Here is a 21,465-nt window from a genome sequence, read left to right on the forward strand (position 1 = left end):
CGAGCGCGGATGCCGCGCGCCCTGGTTGGGATCGTGAGAGTCGGGAGAGTTCAGAGGTCCAGCACCAGCGTGTCGGACAGCGACCCGGAGCAGCACACCATGATCGCGCTGTTGGCCTGCCGCTCCGCGTCGGTCAGATAGTCGTCGCGATGGTCCGGCGTGCCGTCGATCACGCGCGTCTTGCAGGTCCCGCACACGCCTGACGAGCACGCGTACTGCACGTCCACGCCGTTGTCGAGCAGCGCGTCGAGGATCGTCTTGCCGGCGGCGACCGGAATGCGGCGTCCGCAGCGATGCAGCAGCACGTCGAAGCCGCCCGCGGTCGCGCTTTCGCTCGCCGCAGCGAACCGTTCGTAATGCACGTGTTCGGCCGGGCGCTGCGCGCAGACCGCGACGAAGTCGTCGATCATGCCGCGCGGTCCGCAGCAGTACAGATGCGCGTCGCTTGCCGCTGCGTCGACGATGCTGCGCAGGTCGAGCCGGTTGCCGTCCGACTCGAAATGCAGCGACACGCGCCCGCGGCCGCCGGCCGCGCGCGCGAGTTCGTCGAGGTACGCGGCGCGCTGCGGCGAACGGGCCGCATAGTGCAGCCGCCACGCGCCGCCGAGCCGGTTCAGCCGGTGAATCATCGACACGACCGGCGTGATGCCGATGCCGCCGCAGACAAACACCGACTCGCGCGCGTCGTCGCGAAGCGGAAAGTCGTTGGCGGGCGGCGCGATCTCGAAGAGGTCGCCGACGCGCGGCACCGCGTGCATCCAGCGCGAGCCGCCGCGGCCGTGGTCGTCGCGCTGCACCGCGATCACATAGCGATGACGTTCGGCGGGATCGTTGACGAGCGAATAACTGCGGACGCGGTTCTCCGGCAGCAGCAGATCGATGTGCGCGCCGGCCGCGAACGCCGGCAGTTCCACCGCCTCGACGGGACGGAATTCATACGATGCGACGCCGTCCGCCTCCAGGCGGATCCGGCTTAGCCGCACGCTCACGCGCGCGGCGTCTGGCTTGGACATGACAGGGTCTTCCGTTTCTCGTTCACGGCGTGTAGCCGAAGTCCTTGCCGACCTGCGCGACCATGTGCTCCGCGCCGTCGGTTTGCCACGATGCGCCGGACGGCAGCGTCAGCGACACCGCGCGGACCATCCACAGGTCGGCGTCGTCGTAACGCGCGGGCGCGGTTTGCGCGGACGCCAGCCGCCGCACGTTTTCGAGCAGCAGGCGGCGCGTCATCGCAATGCCGGTATCGCTGATGCCGAGGTTCTCGTGGCGGCGGTCGTAGACCGGCGCGACCCCGGACTGGCACGCGGCGTCCTGCACCCACAGCCCGGGCAGACCGGAGAACCAGGTTTTCGTCTGCGCGTCGTAGTTGAACTGGAAACCCGATTCGAGGTTGTACTTCGTCCAGTATTTCGCGTACGGCTGCGTGACCGGGCGCGGTTCGAACGCGTTCGCGCTCGCATGACCGGTTTCGCGGCCCGCGTGGCCGGCCTCGAAGATCCGCCGGGTCTTTTCGTACAGCGGCTGCGACGGGTGATACGAGAACATGATGCAGAGCGTGTTCTCGTCGTCGATCGGCACCCATGCGTGCCCGCTCAGCTCCGGATATTGCGACTGCGGCGGCACCAGCGTGTAGAACGGGAACAGGAACTGGTTCACGCGCCAGTAGTGACGCTCGTCGTCGAGGATCCGGCGCGACGCGATGCTGATGCCGAACTCGCGCCGCTGGCATTCGAACAGCGGCCGCAGATCGCGTTTCGCCACCCAGTCGTTGATCGCGCCTTGCGCGTCGATCCGGCCGTGCAGGATCGGCGCGTGCGCGGAATCGATTTCGCCTTCGACCGCCTGCAGCCAGTTGCACTCCTGCACGCGGAAGCTCACGTGCACGTTCTCCGCGGGCACCTTGTTCCATTCGACGTTGGGCAGCGGCGGCAGCGGGTCCGCGTTGCCGAGATACGCCCACACGATGCCGTTGCGCTCCTGGCACGGATAACTCTTGATCCGCACCTTCTCCTTCAGCCGGCTGTCCTCCGGCTCGGCCGGCGTATCCATCACGCGGCCGTCCACGCCGAACTGCCAGCCGTGATACACGCAGCGCAGACCGCAGCGTTCGTTGCGGCCGAAAATCAGCGGCGCGCCGCGATGCGGACACACGTGATCGACGAGACCGACGCGGCCTTCGCTGTCACGGAACGCGATGAGGTCTTCCCCGAGCAGGCGCACCCGCTGCGGCTGGCCGTCGACCGCGAGATCCGACGACGGCAGGAACGGAATCCAGTAAAGCCGCATGAACTGACCCATCGCCGTGCCGGGGCCGACGCGCACGAGCGTCTCGTTGTCTTCCAGAGAAAGCATTCAAGTCTCCGTTGGTTTTCCAAATTGGTGGTACCAATTATAAAAAGTTTTGGCGGATGGTCAACCAGGATAGATAGCGGGTTACGTGCCTTTGGCGCTCCTTTTTGCAACGGAATGCGCGAATCCACCGGCACCTTTCCGGCCCGTCATTCATGCATATACCCATGAAAACACGGAGTTATTTTTCTCATCCAGACGCCTGCCGGCATGGTTCAGGGGCAAACAACGCGGCCCCGCAACGGATCGTTCAGGGATTTCCCGGACTTTGACTCGCCGGTCGGGTGACTTATAGTGAGCCTACCAAATCGGTCCTACCAAATGTGAGTCAGGCCCAATAACACAAGAACGGAGACGGAGAGAGCATGAGCGTGTCCCCCCAGTCAGCCACGGCTGCCGCATCCCCCGGCGATGCGATTCCGATGTCGGGCGCGGTCGACGGCGACCGCGTCGTCACGCGCGTCGGGCGACGCATGATGTGGTATCTGATCGCGCTCTACGTGGTGTCGGTGCTCGATCGCGGCAATCTGAGCTTCGCGTCGTTCTCGATGAACCGGCAGCTCGGCCTCACGCCGCAGATGTACGGGGTCGGCGTCGGCATCCTGTTTCTCGGTTATTCGCTGTTCGAGCTGCCGAGCAACCTCGCGCTCGCGCGCTACGGCGCGCGCGTGACGCTGACGAGAATCGCGATCCTGTTCGGCCTCGTCACGATGTCGATGGCGTTCGTCACCGGCCCGTACAGCTTCTATACCGTGCGCGGCCTGCTCGGCATCGCGGAGGCCGGGCTCACGCCGGGCGTGTTCCTGTTTCTCAGCTACTGGATTCCGCAGAATCATCGGGCGCGCTATAACGCGATGTTCACGTATGCGATCCCGTCCGCCTACGTCGTGTCGTCGCTGATCTCCGGCACCATCATGCAGCTCGACGGCCTGTGGAGCATTCCCGGCTGGAAATGGCTGTTCGTGCTCGAAGGGCTGCCGGCGGTCGCGCTCGGCGTGTTCGGCATCTTCTATCTGACCGACCGTCCGCACCAGGCGAAGTGGCTGAGCGACGACGAAAAACGCTGGCTGCAGAAGCAGCTCGACGACACCGATACCGCCGCGACCGCGCCGCACCTGCCGACGGACTTGCGCTCGGTGCTGGCCCGCCCGGCGCTGTGGGTGCTGACGCTCGGCTACGTCGGCATCTTCGCGGGCAATGCGACGGTCGGCGCATGGGCGCCGCAGATCCTGCACGGCAACGGCGTGTCGCTCGGCGCGATCGGACTCGTGGCCGCGCTGCCGCCGCTGGCCGGCATCGTCGGGATGACGTTCCTGTCGCGCCGCTCGGATCGCAGGAAGGAACGCGTGAACCACACGGTCGCGTGCATGGTGATCGCGGCGGCCGGTTATCTGATGGTGGCGGTGTCGGCCAACCTCGGCACCGCGATCGTCGGCTTCATGCTCGCGAACATCGGCGTGTATGCGTCGCTCGCGATCTTCTGGTCGATTCCGCAGACCTACCTGCCGACGCGCGCAAAACCGGCGGCCATTGCGATCATCAGTTCGTGCGGCGCGATTCTCGGCGGCTGGGTCATCCCGATTCTCGTCGGACGCGTGCAGGGGCAGATGCACAGCCTTCCCGCCGGGATGGTCGTGATCGCGGCCAGCTTCGTCGGCTCGGCGGTCTGCATCCTGTTCGCGGGCCGCAGACTGGCCGCGACGAATACCGGCGCATGAGCGGCGCGATGTCTGAAGAACGACGGAACGACGATATGAGCGCGGGGCCGCTGGCGGGACTGAAGGTGCTCGAATTCGCCGCGCTCGGCCCGGTGCCGTTCTGCGCGATGCTGCTGGCCGACATGGGCGCGGACGTCGTGCATGTCGCGAGGCCGGCCGCGCCGCCCGATCCGCGCGACGTGATGCTTCGCGGCCGCCGGGTGGTCACGCTCGATCTCAAGGACGAACGAGACCGCGGCGCGGCGCTGAACCTGGCGGCCAGCGCCGACATCCTGCTGGAAGGAAACCGGCCCGGCGTGATGGAGAAACTGGGGCTCGGCCCGGACGTCTGCGCCGCGCGCAATCCGAAGCTCGTCTACGGACGGATGACCGGCTGGGGACAACATGGGCCGCTCGCCGCGACGGCCGGCCACGACATCAACTACATCGCGCTGACCGGCGCGCTCGATGCGATCGGCAACCGCGACGGTGCGCCGGTGCCGCCGCTGAACCTCGTCGGCGACTATGGCGGCGGCGCGATGTTCCTCGCGTTCGGCGTGCTGTGCGCGTATCACGAGGCTCGCAACAGCGGGGCCGGCCAGGTGGTCGACGCGGCGATGGTCGACGGTTCCGCCACGCTGATGTCGCTGTTTTGCCGGATGCAGACGCAGCGCGGATGGAATGGCCGACGCGGCGAGAATCTGCTGGACGGCGGCGCGCCGTGGTACACGACCTATGCGACGGCGGACGGTCGGTACATGGCGGTCGGCGCGCTCGAAGAGCCGTTCTGGAACGCACTGCTGGAACGGCTCGGCATTGCGCCGGAAGCCCTTCCTTCGCGAAAGGATCGCTCGGGTTGGGAAACGATCAGGCAGGTGCTTGCGAGCCGCTTTCTTCAACGGACGCGCGATGAATGGGCAGCCGTGTTCGACGCTTCGGACGCGTGCGTGACGCCCGTGATGCGTCTCGACGAAGCAGGGAGCCATGCGCATATCCGCGAGCGGGGCACCTTTGTCGAGCTTGCCGGAAGCATGCAGCCGGCGCCCGCGCCGCGCTTCAGCCGGACGCCGGGTGCCACGCGGTCGCTGTCGGCGCGGCAGGATGTGGGGGCCGTGCTTGCGGCGTGGGACGCGCCGGCCGTGCCAGGTAGCTGAACGCTGTTGGCGTGCGCTGTTGGCGGGATATCCGGATCGCGGTCATCCGGTTTCCGGCAGGCCGGGGCGAGACTGCGCCAGCAGGCGCAGTCTGGACGATAACAACAGCTATTCCGACCTGCCGGCACACCTGTAGATTCAGTCCGCCTCACGCCCCCTCACCCCTCACCCGTCCCGCGTTTCTGAAACTGCTGCGGCGTGCATCCGAACGTGCGCCGGAACATGGCCGAAAACGTGCGCACATCCGCATAGCCGAGTTCCTGCGCGATGCGCACGAGCGAATGCCCCACTTCCAGCTTCGACATCGCTTCCGCGAGTCGCAGTTGCTCCCGCCATTGACCGAACGTCATACCGGTCTCCTGACGAAACAGCCTCGCCACCGTGCGGGCGCTCGCGCCCACCTCGTCCGCCCAGTCGTCCAGCGTGTCGTTGCTGGCCGGCTGCGCAATCAGACGCTCGCAAATCCGGCGCAGACGCGGATGCGCCGGCAGCGGCAAACGCTTGTCCGGCGCGTGCGCGCAGGCGAGCTTGAGGAGCCGCAGGATCAGCGGCACGAGCAGCGTCTCGCGCGTCGTGCCGGCGCCGGACTCCTCCTCGCCTTCGTCCAGCGCGGGATCGAACATGCCGAGTATCGACGCGCGCAACAGCGCATCGACCGGCAGCAGCCGGCATTCGACGCCGTTGACCGGCAGCGCGGCCGGGTCGATGTACAACGTGCGCATCGACACCTTGCCGACCATATGCAGTTCGTGTTCGATCTGCGAGCCGATCAGCAGCGCGTGGTCGGGCGTCAGCGTCCAGAGGCCGAGCGGCGTCATCGTGCGGACGATGCCGGTCGTCGCGTAAACGAGTTGCAGGCGGTGATGGACGTGCGAGATTTCGTGAGTGCCGTCGTCGTAGTCGATCGACTGCGCGATCACCTTGCGCTCACCGGGAAGCGCGCCGAAGGTTTGAAGTTTGGGCATGGCTCTTGTCAGTTTTAACGACCAATTTTCACTTTTTTCTTTTAACACGACAACCTTGGCTGCATTCTTGCCAAGATTGTCCGGACGGTGCCGGAACACCGCGGCTATAGTAGCGCCTGAGCGGTACTTCCCTGTCTGCTTGTCCCCATCCAGCTTCGAATGCGCAGAGGACCATCAAGAGTCCTTCAGAAGGCCGTTTAATTTTTTAACAAGAATCATTCGCACTTATATTAACATTCATGCTAGATGGAGATTTCCGTATGAAAACCGGGGTGGGCAGCACGACTGCCTTTGCGCTACTGCTTTATTTACTCGGCGGCGGCACGGCCGCAATGGCGCAGGCGACTGACGGCACCGCGCCGTCCAGCGGCACGGCAACGGGTTCGGCCACGCAGTTGCCGGCCGTCAAGGTGAGCAGCCAGCGCGATCAGACCGTCACAGGTACCGCCGACGGTTATGTACCTGTTTCTGCCACGACTGCCACTAAAACGGACACACCGCTGATCGAAACACCCCAGTCGGTTTCGGTCGTCACCCGCGATCAGATGACCGATCAGAACGCGCAGACCGTCACCGAGGCGCTGCGCTACACGGCCAGCGTCGTGTCGGAGATCCGCGGCGCGTCGGCCGCCGGCGCGCCCTATCTGATGAGCCGCGGCTTCTACCTCGAACAGTTTCTCGACGGCGCGCGGATGCCGAGCGACGTCAGTTTCGGTTACGCGATCCCGAGCTTCGATCCTTATGGGCTGGAGCGCATCGACGTGCTGCATGGGCCGTCGTCGGTGCTCTACGGGCAGGCGAACCCGGGCGGCGTCGCGAACCTGGTCAGCAAACAGCCGACCACCACGCCGGTCCACGAAGTGTTCTTCACGACCGGCAGCCACAACCGCGTGGAAGGCGGCTTCGATCTCGGCGGCGCGCTCACGCCGGATGGAAGCCTCTCCTACCGCCTGACGGGCACCGCCAACCAGAACGACAGCCAGGTCGACGATGCAAGGCAGAAGCACGTCTATATCGCGCCCGCGATCACGTGGAAGCCGGACGCGAACACGACGCTGACCCTGCTCGCGAAGTACCAGCGCGACCCCGACGTCGGTTACTACAACTTCGTGCCGGCGGTCGGCAGTCTGTTCGACACGCCCAACGGCAAGATTTCGACGCACACGAATCTCGGCGATCCGAACTTCGACTCGCATTCGCGGACCCAGGCGTCAGTCGGCTACGAGTTCGAGCACCGCTTCGACGACGTGTGGACCGTCCGCCAGAACCTGCGTTACACCTATGTGCGCGACGAGTTCTCGAACGTGTTCGCGAACGGTTTCGCGGACGCCACCGACACGACGCTGAACCGCTATTCGTTCTTCAACGACGAGAGCGCGAAGTTCTTCACCGTCGACAACCAGGCGCAGGCGAAATTCTCGACCGGTCCGGTCAGCCACACGGCGCTGTTCGGCTTCGACTATCAGCGGGTGCTCTATCGCGAGCGCGTGGGCCTCGGCGCCGCGCCGCAGCTCGATCCGTTCGCGCCGGTCTATCCGGGCGTGACGATGCCGAACGCGTTCTCGGACGACAACATCCGCATGAAGCAGTTCGGCGTCTATGCGCAGGACCAGCTCGCATGGAACAAGTGGCGTTTCCTCGTCGGCGTGCGCGAGGACTGGGCGTCGGCCGACGACAACAATCCGCTGACGTCGTCGTACACGTCGCAGTCCGAGCGCGCGTTCACGTGGCGCGCGGGTCTCGTGTATCTGTTCGACAACGGCCTCGCGCCTTATGCGAGCTTCGCGAAGTCGTTCGATCCGCAGGCCGGCGTGCTCGCGGACGGCTCGGCCGCGAAACCGACCACCGCCGAGCAGTACGAGGTGGGCATCAAGTACCAGCCGCGCGGCTACAACAGCTTCATCACGGCATCCGCATTCGATCTGCGCGAGCGCAACGTCCTCACGTCCGACCCCGAGCATCCCGGCTTCAGCACCCAGGCCGGCCAGGTACGCGCACGCGGCTTCGAACTCGAAGGCCATGCGAGCCTGTCGGACAGCCTCAACGTCACGGCTTCGTACACGTACCTGAACAACGTCACGACCGATTCGAACGACTCCGCGACGACGCTCGACGGCGGCTCGACCCCGCTAGAGGGCAAGCAGGTATGGGGGATTCCGCGCAACATCGCGTCCGCGTGGGTCGACTACACGCTGCACGGCGGCTCGCTGCGCGGCCTCGGCTTCGGCGGCGGCATCCGCTACCTCGGTTCGAGCTATGACGAGTCGAATACGATCCGCGTGCCGTCCGTCACGCTCGTCGACGCCGCGATTCATTACGACACCGGGCGTCACTGGCTGCTGTCGCTAAACGGCACCAACCTGTTCAATCGCCAGTACGTGGCGTCGTGCTTCAGCGCGAGCACCTGTACCTACGGTGACGGCGTCGAGGTGCTCGCCACCGCGCGTTATCGCTGGTGAGGCAACGGATGAGCACGATGCAGGCGGCACGCACGCCGGACCTCGCGGATCGCGCACGGCAAGACGAACGCGCGGACGCCTCCGCGTTGTACGAGATCGAAGACGCGTCGTTCGAAGTGGACGGCCGCCCGCTGCTGCAACGGCTCACGCTCACGCTGGGCGCGGGCCGCATGATCGCGCTCGTCGGCCACAACGGCTCGGGGAAAAGCACGCTGCTCAAGCTGCTGGCGCGGCAGCAGGCGCCGTCGCGCGGCTCGCTCCGGTTCGCGGGCCGCGAACTCGGCGCGTGGCCCGCGCGCGAATTCGCGCGGCGGGTAGCCTATCTGCCGCAGCATCCGCCGCTGACCACCGGCCTGACCGTGCGCGAACTCGTCGCCCTCGGCCGTTATCCGTGGCATGGCGCGCTGGGCCGTCTGCGCGACGAAGACCGCGCGACGATCGACGATGCATTGCAGGTGACGGACACGGCGCGTTTCGCGTCGCAGCTTGCCGATCCGCTGTCGGGCGGCGAGCGGCAGCGTGCGTGGCTCGCGATGCTCGTCGCGCAGCGCGCGTCGTGCCTGCTGCTCGACGAACCGATCTCGGCGCTCGACATCACCCACCAGATCGACGTGCTGCGCCTGTTGCGCCGGCTCACCGACGACCATGCGCTGACCGTCGTGATCGTGCTGCACGACATCAACCTCGCCGCCCGCTTCTGCGACGAACTCGTCGCGCTGCACAGCGGCCGGCTGCTGACGTCCGGGCCGCCGGCGCAACTGATGCAGGCCGACGTGCTCGAAGCGATCTACGGCATTCCGATGGATATCGTCGCGCACCCGCGCGGCGGCAGCCCGATTGCGGTTGCGCGGTGAAGGGGCCGACGATGCAGCGGCGGGCGTTCCTGCTTTCGATGGCGGCCGGCGCGGCGGCGCTCCGCTGCGCGAGGCCGATGGCGTCGTCTTCGCCGGTTTCGTCGCGTCGCGCGGGGCCGCGCGTCGTCGTGCTCGACTGGGGCCTTGCCGAAACGCTGCTTGCGCTCGGCATCATCCCGGCCGGCATCGCCGAGATCGACGACTACAACGCGAACGTGGTCACGCCGCGCATTCCGCGCGGCGTCAGCGACGTGGGCCTGCGGCTCGCGCCGAGCCTCGAATGGCTCGCGCAGCTCGCCCCGGATTTCATCCTGATCAATTCGAGCCAGGAGTCGCAGCGCCCGATGCTCGAACGTATCGCGCCGGTTCGCGCGTTCGCGATCTATACCGATGCCGGCTCACCTTACCCACGCTCGCAGGAAGTCACGCGCGAACTGGGCGGGTTATGCGGATGCGAAACCGCCGCCGAAACGCTCATCGCCGATACCGCGCAAACGCTCGATAAAAACCGCGTGCGCCTCGCCACGACGGGCGCGCGGCCGCTGTACGTGATCCGCTTCTTCGACGGACGGCACATCGGCGTCTACGGCGCGCACAGCCTGTTTCAGCACGTGCTCGACGCGCAGGGGCTCGTCAATGCGTGGCATGGTCCGACCGACTACTGGGGCATCGGCGTCGCGCCGCTCGAAGCGCTGGCCGTGACGCCCGAAGCGCAGCTGCTCTATTTCGAGCCGCTGCCCGGCGGCGTGGCCGACAAGCTCGCGTCGAACCGCTTGTGGCGCGCGCTGCCGCCCGTCGCCAGCGGCCGCGTCGGCGCGCTGCCGCCGTTCTGGGGCTTCGGCATGCTGCCGTCTGCCCGCCGCTTCAGCGACGCGCTGACACAGGCGTTGCTCGCGGGCGCTGCGCCGATGGGAGCCGCACGCTCATGACCGCCGTCGATCGCGCTGCCCGCCCCGCCGTTGCACACGCGAACGACTCGCGCACACGCGTGCCCGCCGCGCTCGTCGCGGCGCTGCTGGCCGTCGCGCTCATGGCGGCGCTCGGCCTGTCGGCGGTCAATCTCGCGGCCATCGCGCCGCGCGCGCTGTGGTGGCCGGCGCTCTTCTCGCCCGACCTGCACGACATCCGCCAGATCATCGTCCACGATAGCTGGCTGCCGCGCATCGTCACCGCGTGGCTGGCCGGCGCGACGCTCGGGCTCGCCGGCACGATCTTCCAGCAGGTGCTGCGCAATCCGCTCGCGGAGCCGATGACGCTCGGCGTATCGGCGGGCGCCCAGCTTGCGCTGACGCTCGCCGCGCTGTGGGCGCCCGCCACCCTCGGCGTCCTGCATCAGAGCGTCGCGCTCGCGGGCGCGCTGGTCGCGGCCGCCGCGGTGTTCGGCCTCGCATGGCGCAGCGGCCTCGCGCCGGTGACGGTCGCCATCGCGGGACTCGTCGTGACGCTCTGGTGCGGATCGATCGGCGTCGCGCTGCAACTCTTCCATGCCCCGTATCTGCGCGGACTGTTCATCTGGGGCGGCGGCTCGCTCGTCCAGCAGGACTGGAGCGACGTCGTATCGCTCGCGCCCCGGCTGGCCGTCGGCGGCCTGCTCGCGTGGCTGCTGCTGCGCCCGCTGACACTGCTCGGCCTCGACGACGCCAACGCCCGCAGCCTCGGCCTCGCGCTGCGCCGGATGCGAATCGCGGCGCTCGCGCTCGCCGTGATGCTGAGCGCCGCCGTGGTGAGCGCGGTCGGCGTGATCGGCTTCATCGGGCTCGCCGCGCCGACGCTCGCGCAACTCGCGGGCGCGCGCCGCGTCGCGCACCGTCTCGTGCTGGCGCCGCTGTGCGGCGCGCTGCTGTTGTGGCTGACGGACCAGGCCGTGCAGCCGCTCGCCAACGCGCTCGGTGAGCTGGTGCCGGCCGGCGCCGCAAGCGCGCTGTTCGGCGCGCCGCTGATGCTGTTCGTCCTTGCGCGCATGCGCTCCGTGCAGCGGCTCGACGCCGCCGCGCCGCTGGCGCAGCGTCTCCGGTCGAGCCGATCGATCAGGCGTCGTTTCGCGCTGATCGTGCTCGTGACCGCCGCCGCACTGGTGCTCGCGCTCGATCTTGGCCGCGGCGTGCACGGCTGGCAGTTCAGCAGTGTCGCCGATCTCTCGCGCATCGCGATCTGGCGGGTCCCGCGTGAAGTCGCTGCGTTCGCCGCCGGCATCATGCTCGCGCTGGCCGGGACGCTGCTGCAACGACTCACCGGCAACCCGCTGGCGAGCCCCGAGGTGCTCGGCGTATCGGCGGGAGCCGCGCTCGGACTGATCGCGCTCGTGCTCTGCGCGGCCGACGCCGGCCACGGTGCGCGGCTCGCGGCCACGGCGGGCGGCGCGTTCGCGACATTGATCGCGATCCTCTGGTTCGCGCGGCGCTCCGGCTATCTGCCGCAACGCGTGCTGCTGGCCGGCATCGCGATCGGCGCGCTGTTCCAGGCGGTGGTCGCCGTGGTGATCGCCGGCGGCGGCGAGCGCGCGACGACGCTGCTCGCATGGCTCGCAGGATCGACCTATACGGTCACGCCCGCCGATGCGATAACCGCGCTCGTTCTGTGCCTGCTGATTGGCCTGCTCACGCCGTTCACCGGCCGGCTGCTGGAGATCCTGCCGCTCGGCGACGCCGAGGCGCGCGCGCTCGGCATGCGCTCGTCGCTCGCGCGCGGCGCGCTGCTGGCCCTCACCGCCTTGCTGACCGCCGCCGCGACGCTGATCGTCGGGCCGCTGTCGTTCATCGGCCTGACCGCCCCGCATTTCGCGCGGCTCGCCGGCGCGCGCCGTCCGCTCGAACAACTCGCGCTCGCCGCGCCGATCGGCGGACTCACGATCGTCGTCGCGGACTGGCTCGGACGCACGCTGCTATTGCCGCGCGAATTGCCCGCCGGCCTCGTCGCGACGCTGCTCGGCGCGCCATGGCTCATGTGGCTGCTCGCGCGGCGACACGCCGCCTGAGTCCCCACCTGCAAATTCCTCGAAAAAAAACGGAGAAAACGATGCTTGCGGAACTGTTCCGGCTGCTGCGCCGATTGTGGCCGATCTCGGCGCTCGCGACGCTGATGGGCACGGCGAGCGGCATCGCCACGGCGGCGCTGCTCGCCGTGACGAATCGCGCGCTTCACGACGGCGCTGCGTCGCTGCCCGCCCTGCTCGCGAGTTTCGCCGGCCTCTGCGCGCTCGCGCTCGCGGGCGAAGTCATCTCCGACATCGGCAACAACCTCGTCGGCCAGCGCGTGATCGCGGCGCTGCGCAAGAACCTGTGCGCGAAGATCATCGCCGCGCCGATCAGCGAGATCGAACAGTTCCGCAGCCACCGGCTGATCGCCGCGCTCAACCAGGACATCGATACGATCAGCGCGTTCTCGTTCATGTTTTCGAGCCTCGCGATCGCGACCGCCACCGTCGCCGGCTGTCTCGGTTATCTGTTCGTGCTGTCGCCGCTGCTGTTCCTGATCGCGCTGGCCGCCCTCGCGCTCGGCTCCATCGCGCAGTCGCTCGCCCGGCGCGTCGGCATCCGCCGCTTCGGCGCCGCGCGCGAAGCCGAGGACCGGTTGCAGAAACACTATCGCGCGATGGTCGACGGCGCGAAGGAGTTGCGCATCAACCGCGAACGGCGCACGTTCGTGTACGGCAGCGAACTGTCCGGCACCATCGACGCGATCTTCCGGCTGCGGGTGCGCGCCGCCAACGTGTTCGTGACGGCCAACGCGTTCGGCTCGCTGCTGTTCTTCGTCGTGATTGGCCTGATGCTCGCGCTGCACGGCGGCGTGGCCGGCGCGGATCGCGCCGCGCTGACCGGATTCGTGCTCGTGCTGCTTTACATGAAAGGACCCATTCAGGAGATCGTCGGCGCGCTGCCTTCCATCGGACGCGCACAGGTCGCGTTCCGGCGCGTGGCAGAACTGTCCGCACGGTTCGCGAGCGGCGAGACGGCATTGCTCGACGCGCGCGCGGCGACGCCCGGGTATGGCGAACGGTTTTCCACCATCGCGCTGTCCGATGTCGCATACCGCTTTCCCGCGCCGCTCGACGACAGCCTCGTCGCCACGCAACCGGACGCCCGCGGCTTCGCACTGGGGCCGCTGTCGCTCACGGTTCAGCGCGGCGAAACGCTCTTCATCGTCGGAGAGAACGGCTGCGGCAAGACCACGCTGATCAAGCTACTGCTCGGCCTGTACGAGCCCGAAACCGGCACGCTGCTGGTCGATGGCGCACCGGTTCGCGCCGACCAACGCGATGCTTACCGCCAGCTTTTTTCGGTCGTCTTCTCCGATTACTATCTGTTCGACACGCTGCTGCCCGGCGACGACACGCTGCGCGCCGACGCGCAGCGCTATCTCGAACGCCTCGCGCTGGCCCACAAGGTATCGGTGCGCGACGGCGCGTTCAGCACGACGGACCTGTCGACCGGGCAGCGCAAGCGGCTCGCGCTCGTGCATGCGTATCTGGAGAACCGGCCGGTGCTGGTGCTCGACGAATGGGCCGCCGATCAGGACCCGACCTTCCGCCGGATCTTTTACGCCGAGATCCTGCCGGACCTGAAGCGGCAAGGTAAGACGCTGATCGTGATTTCTCACGATGACCGTTATTTCGGGGCCGCCGACCGGTATGTCCGGATCGAGGACGGGCGCATCGTCGAGGAGGTGCGGCCGGGAGAGGCGGTCGAGGCGGCGGCTGCGTCGCGCGCGACGTGAGCCATCAATTCATTTCGGCGGTTTCCTTCCGCATGGCCTGGGAAACAGCCGTTCTCAAATGAAAAAACGAACTGCTGTCGCGCAGTTCAAGCGAGCGCACGCTACCCAGTTGAGCCGTTACGTCAATGTCCGCGACGATGCGGGCCGGCCGGTTGGAGAATACGATGATCCGGTCGGCGAGAAAAACCGCTTCCTCCACGTCGTGAGTCACGAAGATGATCGTGCGCGACTCCTCGCTCTGAATACGCCGCAGTTCGAGTTGCAGCTGTTCGCGTCGTATCGCGTCAAGCGCGCCGAACGGCTCGTCCATCAGCAACACCTCCGACCCGGCCGCCAGCGTGCGCGCAATCGCCACCCGCTGACGCATGCCGCCCGACAGCCGGTTCGGGTAAACCTGCGCGAATTCGTGCAGGCCGACGAGCCGCAGATAATGATCGGTACGGCGACGCTTCTCGTCACGTCCGAGATCCAGCCGGTAGCGCATCCCGAATGCGACGTTCTCCCCGACCGTCAGCCACGGAAACGACGAATAGGACTGAAACACCATCCCGCGTCGCTGGTCGGGTTTGCCGACGGCCTCGCCTTCGAGCCGGATCTCGCCCGCGCTCGGCGTATCGAGGCCGCCGGACATCCGCATCAAGGTCGTCTTGCCGCATCCGGACGGTCCCAGAAAAACGACGAACTGGCCGCGCGGGATGGTCAGATCGAAGGGCGTTTCCACGACCGGCAACGCGCCGAAGGATTTCGTGACGCCGTCGAAAACGAGGTAGTCCGTGGTTCGGATGTTCATCAGTTCACCGGTTTCAGATAACGGAACAGGCGGCGATGCAATGCGCGGATCAACTGGTCGCTGACGAGGCCGATGAGCCCGATCACGAATACGCCCGCCATGACCTGATCGGTCTGCATGTAACGGCGCGCATTCCAGATCACGTACCCGAGCCCGCTATCGGATGCGACGATTTCCGCCACGATCAGATAGGTCCAGCACCAGCCCAGCGTAATGCGCAGGTTGTCGACGAGGTTCGGCAGCATCGCGCGCCACGAGATGTCGACGAGAATCTGGAACGGCCGGGCGCCGAGCGTGCGCGCGATCTCGACGTACTCGCCGGGCACGCGGTTCGCGTCGTCCACGACCAGCAGCACGAGCTGAAAAAAAGTCCCGAGCCACAGCAGGAATATCTTGGTTTCCTCGCCGATGCCGAACCAGATGATGCTGATCGGCACCAAGGCAGGCGTCGGCAGATAACGAACGAAATCCACGATGGGTTCGAGCGCGGCGTTCACGGGCCGGTAACTGCTCATCAGCAAACCGATCGGGATGGCCATCGCCGCCGACAGCGCAAAAGCGACCAGAATCCGGCCGAGCGACACGAGCGCGTTGCCGACGATCTGCCCTTCCCGCGTCATCGTCCAGAGACTCCGGCCGATATCGATCGGCGACGGCAGAAACGTCGGATCGACGAAGCCCCTCCACGACACGATCTGCCATGCCGCCAGAACCGCGAAACTCGCGCCCAGGCCGACGAGTACGCTGGCCCGCCGGCTTATGCTGCCCCTGAACGCGAATGCGTCGATGAACGGCTTGTTCACTTGAGATCGGCGTCGTGGATGGATTGCAGCACCGAGTTGTCGAACGATCCGGCCGCCGACAGGGTCTGGTCCGACGCGCCGTTGGCAAGATTCATCTTCATCAGCGTATCGAACGTGGAGTAAATCGAGCCGGGTCGAGCCGCGCTGCCAAAATACCGCTTCGCGGTATCGAGCGAGGTGTAGGCAAGACTTCCGTCGATGCTCGCCTTGAACGCCTCGTCGGTCTGGCTGAAATGGGGGGCGGCGAGATGGATGAACGCGTCCGGCTTCGCGTTGTAGTACGCGATCGCCTTGTAGACGCCAATCAGGAAACCGCGGTACGCCTGCGGATTCGCCTTGAGTCGGGTCTGGTTGACGATGATCGCGTCCACGATCGTCCCCGGATAACTGGCCGACGAAACGAGGATGTGCGCTCCGCGCTTCTTGCCCAGCTCGACGGCCTTGTTCATGAACGGCTGGAACGTCCCTATCGCGGCGACGCCCGGGTCGGAGAACACCGAAAGCGCATCGGAGCCCGCGGTCTGCTTGATCTTCAGGTCCTTGTAGCCGATCCCCGCCTTGCTCAGTTCCAGTTGCAGCAGCAGATAGGCGGGAATGTCCGTCTCCATCGCCACGGTCTTGCCCTTGAGGTCGGCGACCGTCTTGATCGAGCCGTCCGCCACGACACCGTCGCCGCCATTCGACTCATCGATGGTTCCGATCATCACGCCGGGTGTCGACGGACGACGCGGGCGCCGTTGATAGTCGTCAACGGTGCGCATGTCCACCTCGACGTCGCCGTTCGCGATGCCGGCCAGCGCATCGGCCTGCTCGTCGTCGAACTTGACCGATACGTTGAGCCCGAGCTGTTTGAAATAACCCAGATCGTTGGCGACGAACACTGGCGCGAACCCGGACCAGTTATTGCAGATCACCCGGATCGTCTGGTCCTGCGCATACGCATGTTGTGCGGCAAAGGAGCTGGCGAGCAACAGCGTGCACGCGAGAGGCTTGAAATGGATCTTCACGGATTTCACTCCCAATTGATTGACAACCATAACGTCATGAAAAACGACCGAAAACGTCAGGGACGAGCCGGCTTCGCATCGCCGATCCAGCGATTCATGCCGACGTCGACATCGAGCGCCCGCCGATACATCTCGCGGTAGTAGGGCATCCACACGGACGCATCGCGCATCAGCGCATCGCGCTGCGCGGCATGGGCGGCCACTATTTCGCGCGCTTCCTGCCGCAGCGCGCGTTCGTCAATCGTCAGGAGACGGCCCTGCTCCGCCACGACGCGGCCGGCAACCATCGTCATCACGACAGCGCGGCTTGCATCGGTGTAGACGAGCTGCCTCGCGAGGTCGTTCAGCGGCGTGAACGGCAACGTGTCGAGGTCGAGCATGATGAGGTCTGCCTGAAAATCCGCGGCGATGCGTCCGACGCGATCCGCCTGGCGCATCGCCTGGGCGCCGCCCGCATACATGCAGCCGAGAATCTCGCGGGCCACCGGCCAGCGGTCCGGGTCCGGGTCGCCGATCGTATGGACGAGGGCCGCGGTCTTCATCACCGACCACATGTTGACCGCGTCGTCGGCAATGATCTCGTCGGAGCCGAGCGCGATCGGAACGCCCGCGTCCATCAGCCGCCGAAACGGCATGACGCCGCTGCCGAGCCGCAGATTGCTGATCGGGTTGTGAATGACCTGGGCGCCGGCGTTCGCGAGCCGCGCGATGTCGTCGTCGTCGATCCAGACCGCGTGGATGACGTTCATGCGCGCCGACAGCAACCCGCATTCGTCGACATGGCGGATCAGCGATCGGCCGTTCAGGCACACCTCGCCGAACACGCGTTGCAGGCGCGTCTCCAGCATATGGATGTAGAGCGGCAAGTCGTGCGCCCGGCTGATGTCGTCGAGGGCGGACAGATATTCGACGCTGACCCGCTGAGGCGCGGAGCACGAGACCGCTGCACGCAGCCGGCCGTCCGCGCTGCCGTGCCACGTGTCGATCAGGTAGGCGTAGTGACGCAGCAGTTCCTCTGCGGGCATGGGCGCAGGGGCCGTGAGCCTGGCCTTCAACGATGCGGGGACGAGTTCGCCGAGAAACGGCAACTTCGCTATCTCCGGCAATTCGGGTTGATCCAGCGCGACCGTCGCGCGCATGCCGATGTCCCCGTATGCGCTCATGACCGCGTCTATCTCCGCCCGGCTCGGTGCAGGCAGAAAAAAGGCGTCGTCCTGTACCGACGTAATGCCGACCTTCAGCATTTCGGCCGCGCCGAGCTGGGTGCGCACGTATGCCGTGCGTGCGGAGACCGCTGCCTCCGGCGTACCCGGCACTTCATAGAGCATGAAGAGTTCGAGCGGAAGGCTATCCAGCGCGCCTTTCAGGAAATTGGTCGGAGAATGGAAATGCGCATTGATCAGGCCGGGCATGACCAGATGGCCCGCGCCGTCGATCACCTTGCACGGTCCGTCTGTTCCGGCGGACGCGCCCGGCCCCACCGCGCGGATCGTGTCGCCCTCGATCACGACGTCCGCCTCGGGCCATTCCGGGCAGGCCGGATCCATCGTGAGAATGCGGGCGTTCCTGATGACGGTACGGGACACTGCACCGTCGTTTGCCCTGGCCGAACTGGTAGGCGCCGGCCCAACAGAGTAGTCGCTCATAGCGATAACCTTTTGCTGGACGGGCACGCCAACCCAATGTCCTCCACCGACCGGGAGGAGCGCTGAAATCTATGGACTGCAAGTTAAGGCAAACGATTTTTTTCGTCAACACGTAAAATTCGCGCCATCGCGAGACGCCTGAAAACGGATACGCCGCGAATGCGCCAGCGTATCCACGGCCGACTCAATCTTCAGGCACCCACGTTTGCGTCCCCGGCAGATCGGAATGAAACCCGTCGATCACCACGATATCGACCGGCTTCGGCGTGTTGTCGCCCTGCCCCTGGATCTTCACGATGTCCTGCGGACACGCTGAAAACGCAACGAAGCAGTCCATCTCCGCGCGCAGCGTGATGTATTCGCCCGGCTTCGTGACCGTCGGCAACGTATGCAGCGTGATGCCGTCGGGCTGCACGCGAATGTTCATGAAGATGTTGAACGACGCGAGATTCGCGCGCGGCGGCGTCACGCCCAGCTCGAACATGCCTTCGAACATGTTGTCGCAACAGTTGCGGTGATAACCGCGCACGCCGAGCAGTTCGTAACGCTTGCGGTCGCACGCGGCCATGAACGTGTCGTGCACGCCCGGCGTCGTGTCCTCCACGACGGTGAGGATCGGATGCCGCTGGTTCGTGACGAAGCTGTCGCCGGTCAGCGGATTGAGCCGCTGGTTCCAGACGCGCGTCGTCTCCATGCACATGTATTCGGACAGGTCGTACGCATTCCAGGCCCAGCAGTCGACCACCTGCGTGCCGTGCGTGTTGACCACGCGCACGGCCTGCCCGGCGGCGAGGCGAACGGCCTTGCCATGACCGGCCGGCACAGTGATCGAAGGAGATGAAGAAGTCATGAGCGTGAGTCTTCCGGAGTGAAACGGTGAAGGAACTGGCGCAGACGCGCCGATGAAGGATGATCGATGACCTGCGCGGGCGGCCCCATTTCGACGATCTTGCCGCCGTCCATGAACACCACGCGGTCGGCCACCTCGCGCGCGAAGCGGACCTCGTGCGTCACGACGATCATCGTCGTCCGCGCCGCCGCCAGGCCGCGCATGACCGCGAGCACTTCGCCGACGAGTTCGGGATCGAGCGCGCTCGTCGGCTCGTCGAAGAGGATCACTTCCGGCGCCATCGCGAGCGTGCGCGCAATGCCCACGCGCTGCTGCTGGCCGCCGGACAGGTTCGCGGGCATCGCGGCGTGCTTGCCGGACAGCCCGACCTTGCGCAGCGCCTCGACGGCGATGTCGCTCGCTTCCAGGCGGGACATGCGTTTAACGGAAAGCAGGCCTTCCATCACGTTTTCCAGCGCGGTCATATGCGGCCACAGATTGAAGCTCTGGAACACCATGCCGATGCGGCTGCGCTGCGCGCGAATCTCCCGCTCCGGACGCGGCACGGACACGCCGCCGCGAGCAGCGTTGCGCATGCCGACGCGTTCGTCACCGATCCAGACTTCCCCCGCGTCGGGCGGCGCAAGCCAGTTCAGGCAGCGCAGCAGCGTCGATTTGCCGGACCCCGACGGTCCGAGCAGGCAGACCAATTCGCCGCGCGCGACGTCGAAGCTCACGCCGTCGAGCACGCGCTGCGCGCCGAACGACTTGACGATGCCGCGCGCGCTGATCGCACAGGATGCGGCGGATGCAGGAGTTTCGTTCCGGTTCATCATGACTCTCATCGTGCTCAACGGGCTGGCGCGATCTGCTGGGCGCGCGCGAGACGGCGCTCCCACCGGCGCGTGACGAAATGGAGCGACGCGGTCGCCGCCCAGTAGACGAGCGCCACCACGCCATACACTTCGAGCGGCGCATAGGTATCGGAGACGACGCCCTTCGCGGCGAACATGAACTCATGCACGGAAATCACCGAAAGCAGCGCCGAATCCTTGAACAACCCGATCATCAGGCCGGTCATCGTGGGCAGCAGAAGCGGCAGCGCCTGCGGCATGGCGATGCGCCGCGCGATCGCGAACGGCGACATGCCGATCGCCACGCCCGCTTCGAGCGTGCCGGCCGGCACGGCGTCGATGGCCGCCTGAATCACCTGCGCGACGTACGGCGCGTAATAGATCGCGAGCGTGACCACGCCGACCACCGGCGGCGGCAACAGCAGTCCGAAGTCGGGCAGCACGTAGAACGTCACATAGAGCAGCACGAGCAGCGGCAGCGCGAGCGTCAAGGCGATATAAACGTCGATCAGCGCCGCGAGCGGGCGCGGGCCGCGCCGCCGCCCGGCGATCAGCACGACGCCCAGCGCGCAGGCCAGCAGGCCGCTCAACGCGCACAGCCACAACGTGCCGCCGAAACCGCTCAGCAGCGCGGGCAGGTACGGGATCACGACGCCGGGATCGAACCTCATCTCAGGTCCCCCGCGACGCAGACGGCTCACGCCGCAGATGTCTGCCGAGCCAGATCACCGGCAGCACCACCGCGAGATAACCGACGCTCACGAGCAGCATGATCTGCGACGACGTATAGATGCGCGCGATCACCATCTGGCCCGCGTAGGTCAGTTCCGTGACGGCGACCACCGATGCGAGCGGCGTCGTCTTCAGCAGGATCGTGAACTCGTTGACGAGCGCGGGCACGCTGGCCTTGAGCATCTGCGGCAGCGCGATGCGCAGTGCGATGCGCCACGGCGCCATGCCCAACGCGGTAGCCGCCTCGATCTGCCCGCGCGTGACCACGCGCATGTTGCCGCGCAGGATTTCGGCGGTGTACGCGCCGCTGTTCAGGCCGAGCGTGAGCGCGGCGGCCAGCATCGGCCGCCCGCCCAGCCCGATCAGCGGCAGCGCGAAAAACACCAGAAAAAGCTGGACGAGCGACGGCGTGCCCCGCATGAAGCCGATGTACAGACGCGCCGCGATACGCAGCGGCGCACAACGCGTCAGTTGCATCGCGAGCGCGAGATGGCCGCAGGCGAGACTGCCGGCCGCGCCGAGCAGCGTCAGCTCCACGGTGATGAGCCAGCCGTCGAGCAGCGACGGCACGCTGCGGACGACCTCGGGATCGAGCCACATGCGGTCGGTTCCG

18 protein-coding genes are annotated in these 21,465 nt (G+C 66.6%); 7 read left to right on the forward strand and 11 right to left on the reverse strand.

The genetic code is table 11. The features are described from left to right. Positions 1-50 precede the first annotated feature (50 nt). The gene (locus BLV92_RS17720) at positions 51-1,013 is read right to left on the reverse strand and encodes a PDR/VanB family oxidoreductase (RefSeq protein ID WP_090547490.1); all 963 of its coding nucleotides are present in this window, start codon (positions 1,011-1,013) and stop codon (positions 51-53) included. Between the two features lie 22 nt (positions 1,014-1,035). After that, positions 1,036-2,352, reverse strand: a complete 1,317-nt coding sequence (locus tag BLV92_RS17725; protein WP_090547493.1) for a Rieske 2Fe-2S domain-containing protein — start codon at positions 2,350-2,352, stop codon at positions 1,036-1,038. Between the two features lie 362 nt (positions 2,353-2,714). Between BLV92_RS17725 and BLV92_RS17730 the strand changes: the two genes are divergently transcribed. Together BLV92_RS17730 and BLV92_RS17735 are read left to right on the forward strand one after the other, a co-directional pair. Further along, a complete protein-coding gene (locus BLV92_RS17730; RefSeq protein ID WP_090547495.1) occupies positions 2,715-4,067 on the forward strand; it encodes an MFS transporter in 1,353 nt (450 codons plus the stop codon). A 35-nt stretch (positions 4,068-4,102) separates the two neighbouring features. After that, positions 4,103-5,200 carry a CaiB/BaiF CoA transferase family protein gene (locus tag BLV92_RS17735; RefSeq protein ID WP_090551125.1) on the forward strand — a complete coding sequence of 366 codons (1,098 nt, stop codon included), beginning with the start codon at positions 4,103-4,105 and terminating at the stop codon, positions 5,198-5,200. Between the two features lie 158 nt (positions 5,201-5,358). Here BLV92_RS17735 and BLV92_RS17740 read toward each other — a convergent pair whose 3' ends face one another. Beyond that, positions 5,359-6,165 (reverse strand): helix-turn-helix transcriptional regulator, encoded by an 807-nt coding sequence (locus BLV92_RS17740; RefSeq protein ID WP_090547496.1) that lies wholly within the window; start codon positions 6,163-6,165, stop codon positions 5,359-5,361. A 260-nt stretch (positions 6,166-6,425) separates the two neighbouring features. On the opposite strand from BLV92_RS17740, the gene BLV92_RS17745 reads away from it, so the two are divergent. The 5 genes from BLV92_RS17745 (at position 6,426) to BLV92_RS17765 (ending at position 14,191) form a co-directional block, all read left to right on the forward strand. Further along, positions 6,426-8,624, forward strand: a complete 2,199-nt coding sequence (locus BLV92_RS17745) for a TonB-dependent siderophore receptor (protein WP_090547498.1) — start codon at positions 6,426-6,428, stop codon at positions 8,622-8,624. Between the two features lie 17 nt (positions 8,625-8,641). Beyond that, a complete protein-coding gene (locus BLV92_RS17750) occupies positions 8,642-9,478 on the forward strand; it encodes an ATP-binding cassette domain-containing protein (protein WP_090551126.1) in 837 nt (278 codons plus the stop codon). 77 nt (positions 9,479-9,555) lie between these two features. Beyond that, positions 9,556-10,407 (forward strand): ABC transporter substrate-binding protein, encoded by an 852-nt coding sequence (locus BLV92_RS17755; protein WP_244283841.1) that lies wholly within the window; start codon positions 9,556-9,558, stop codon positions 10,405-10,407. Continuing rightward, entirely contained in the window at positions 10,404-12,452 is a 2,049-nt protein-coding gene (fhuB, locus tag BLV92_RS17760) for a Fe(3+)-hydroxamate ABC transporter permease FhuB (protein WP_090547499.1), read from the forward strand. Before BLV92_RS17755 ends, fhuB begins: the two co-directional genes overlap by 4 nt. Before the next feature lie 41 nt (positions 12,453-12,493). After that, complete coding sequence (locus BLV92_RS17765) at positions 12,494-14,191, forward strand: cyclic peptide export ABC transporter (RefSeq protein ID WP_090547501.1); 1,698 nt, start codon at positions 12,494-12,496, stop codon at positions 14,189-14,191. A gap of 4 nt (positions 14,192-14,195) precedes the next feature. Here the strand turns inward: BLV92_RS17765 and BLV92_RS17770 are convergent, their stop codons facing one another. The 8 genes from BLV92_RS17770 to BLV92_RS17805 all read right to left on the reverse strand — a co-directional run bounded on the left by BLV92_RS17770 (position 14,196) and on the right by BLV92_RS17805 (position 21,452). Further along, the gene (locus tag BLV92_RS17770; protein WP_090547503.1) at positions 14,196-14,981 is read right to left on the reverse strand and encodes an ABC transporter ATP-binding protein; all 786 of its coding nucleotides are present in this window, start codon (positions 14,979-14,981) and stop codon (positions 14,196-14,198) included. After that, the gene (locus BLV92_RS17775) at positions 14,981-15,784 is read right to left on the reverse strand and encodes an ABC transporter permease (RefSeq protein ID WP_090547505.1); all 804 of its coding nucleotides are present in this window, start codon (positions 15,782-15,784) and stop codon (positions 14,981-14,983) included. Before BLV92_RS17775 ends, BLV92_RS17770 begins: the two co-directional genes overlap by 1 nt. Continuing rightward, positions 15,781-16,821 (reverse strand): ABC transporter substrate-binding protein, encoded by a 1,041-nt coding sequence (locus BLV92_RS17780; protein WP_090547507.1) that lies wholly within the window; start codon positions 16,819-16,821, stop codon positions 15,781-15,783. Before BLV92_RS17780 ends, BLV92_RS17775 begins: the two co-directional genes overlap by 4 nt. 26 nt (positions 16,822-16,847) lie before the next feature. Next, positions 16,848-18,377 (reverse strand): amidohydrolase family protein, encoded by a 1,530-nt coding sequence (locus BLV92_RS17785; RefSeq protein WP_208862122.1) that lies wholly within the window; start codon positions 18,375-18,377, stop codon positions 16,848-16,850. 244 nt (positions 18,378-18,621) lie between these two features. Continuing rightward, the gene (locus BLV92_RS17790) at positions 18,622-19,287 is read right to left on the reverse strand and encodes a DUF1989 domain-containing protein (protein ID WP_090547510.1); all 666 of its coding nucleotides are present in this window, start codon (positions 19,285-19,287) and stop codon (positions 18,622-18,624) included. After that, positions 19,284-20,102, reverse strand: a complete 819-nt coding sequence (locus BLV92_RS17795; protein ID WP_280141453.1) for an amino acid ABC transporter ATP-binding protein — start codon at positions 20,100-20,102, stop codon at positions 19,284-19,286. Before BLV92_RS17795 ends, BLV92_RS17790 begins: the two co-directional genes overlap by 4 nt. Positions 20,103-20,116: 14 nt before the next feature. Next, entirely contained in the window at positions 20,117-20,791 is a 675-nt protein-coding gene (locus tag BLV92_RS17800; RefSeq protein WP_090547511.1) for an amino acid ABC transporter permease, read from the reverse strand. A 1-nt stretch (position 20,792) separates the two neighbouring features. Further along, the gene (locus tag BLV92_RS17805) at positions 20,793-21,452 is read right to left on the reverse strand and encodes an amino acid ABC transporter permease (RefSeq protein WP_090547513.1); all 660 of its coding nucleotides are present in this window, start codon (positions 21,450-21,452) and stop codon (positions 20,793-20,795) included. Positions 21,453-21,465 lie beyond the last annotated feature (13 nt).

Origin of the sequence: Paraburkholderia caballeronis (genome assembly GCF_900104845.1) — a bacterium.
GTDB classification, from domain to species: Bacteria; Pseudomonadota; Gammaproteobacteria; order Burkholderiales; family Burkholderiaceae; genus Paraburkholderia; species Paraburkholderia caballeronis.